The 309-nt window shown below is 68.3% G+C and carries 1 protein-coding gene; it reads left to right on the top strand.

What is annotated here, in order from left to right; translation table 11 throughout:
• A partial coding sequence (locus SM757_RS35240) for a hypothetical protein (RefSeq protein WP_322468900.1) occupies positions 1-309 on the top strand: 309 nt, incomplete at both ends.

Raw genomic sequence — 309 nt, 5'->3', positions numbered from 1 at the left:
CACGTCCGCGTCGCTGCGGCTGAGCAACGCCAGCTTCGGCCTGCGCTCGGGCGCGGCCGGCACGACGGCATTTGAGCTGGCCAACGGCACATTGACGGCTAGCGTCGACGGCCTGGGCAACCTCAAGGCCACCTCGGTGGCCGTGCACTACACCGGCACCGCTGGTGCGGTGACGGCCGGCTCGAAGGTGAGCGTTGGCAGCCAGGGCTACACGTTCAGCCAAGCCATCGCCGCCAATACGGTGGCGTTCACGCTCAAGGGCTTCAGCGCCGACATCGCGAACTTCGTGTCGCTGTCTGGCGACCTGGG

Source organism: Azohydromonas lata (genome assembly GCF_034427735.1).
GTDB lineage: Bacteria > Pseudomonadota > Gammaproteobacteria > Burkholderiales > Burkholderiaceae_C > Azohydromonas > Azohydromonas lata.
Note: the sequence above shows the minus strand (reverse complement) of the source record. Positions and strands in the feature narration are given on the sequence as shown.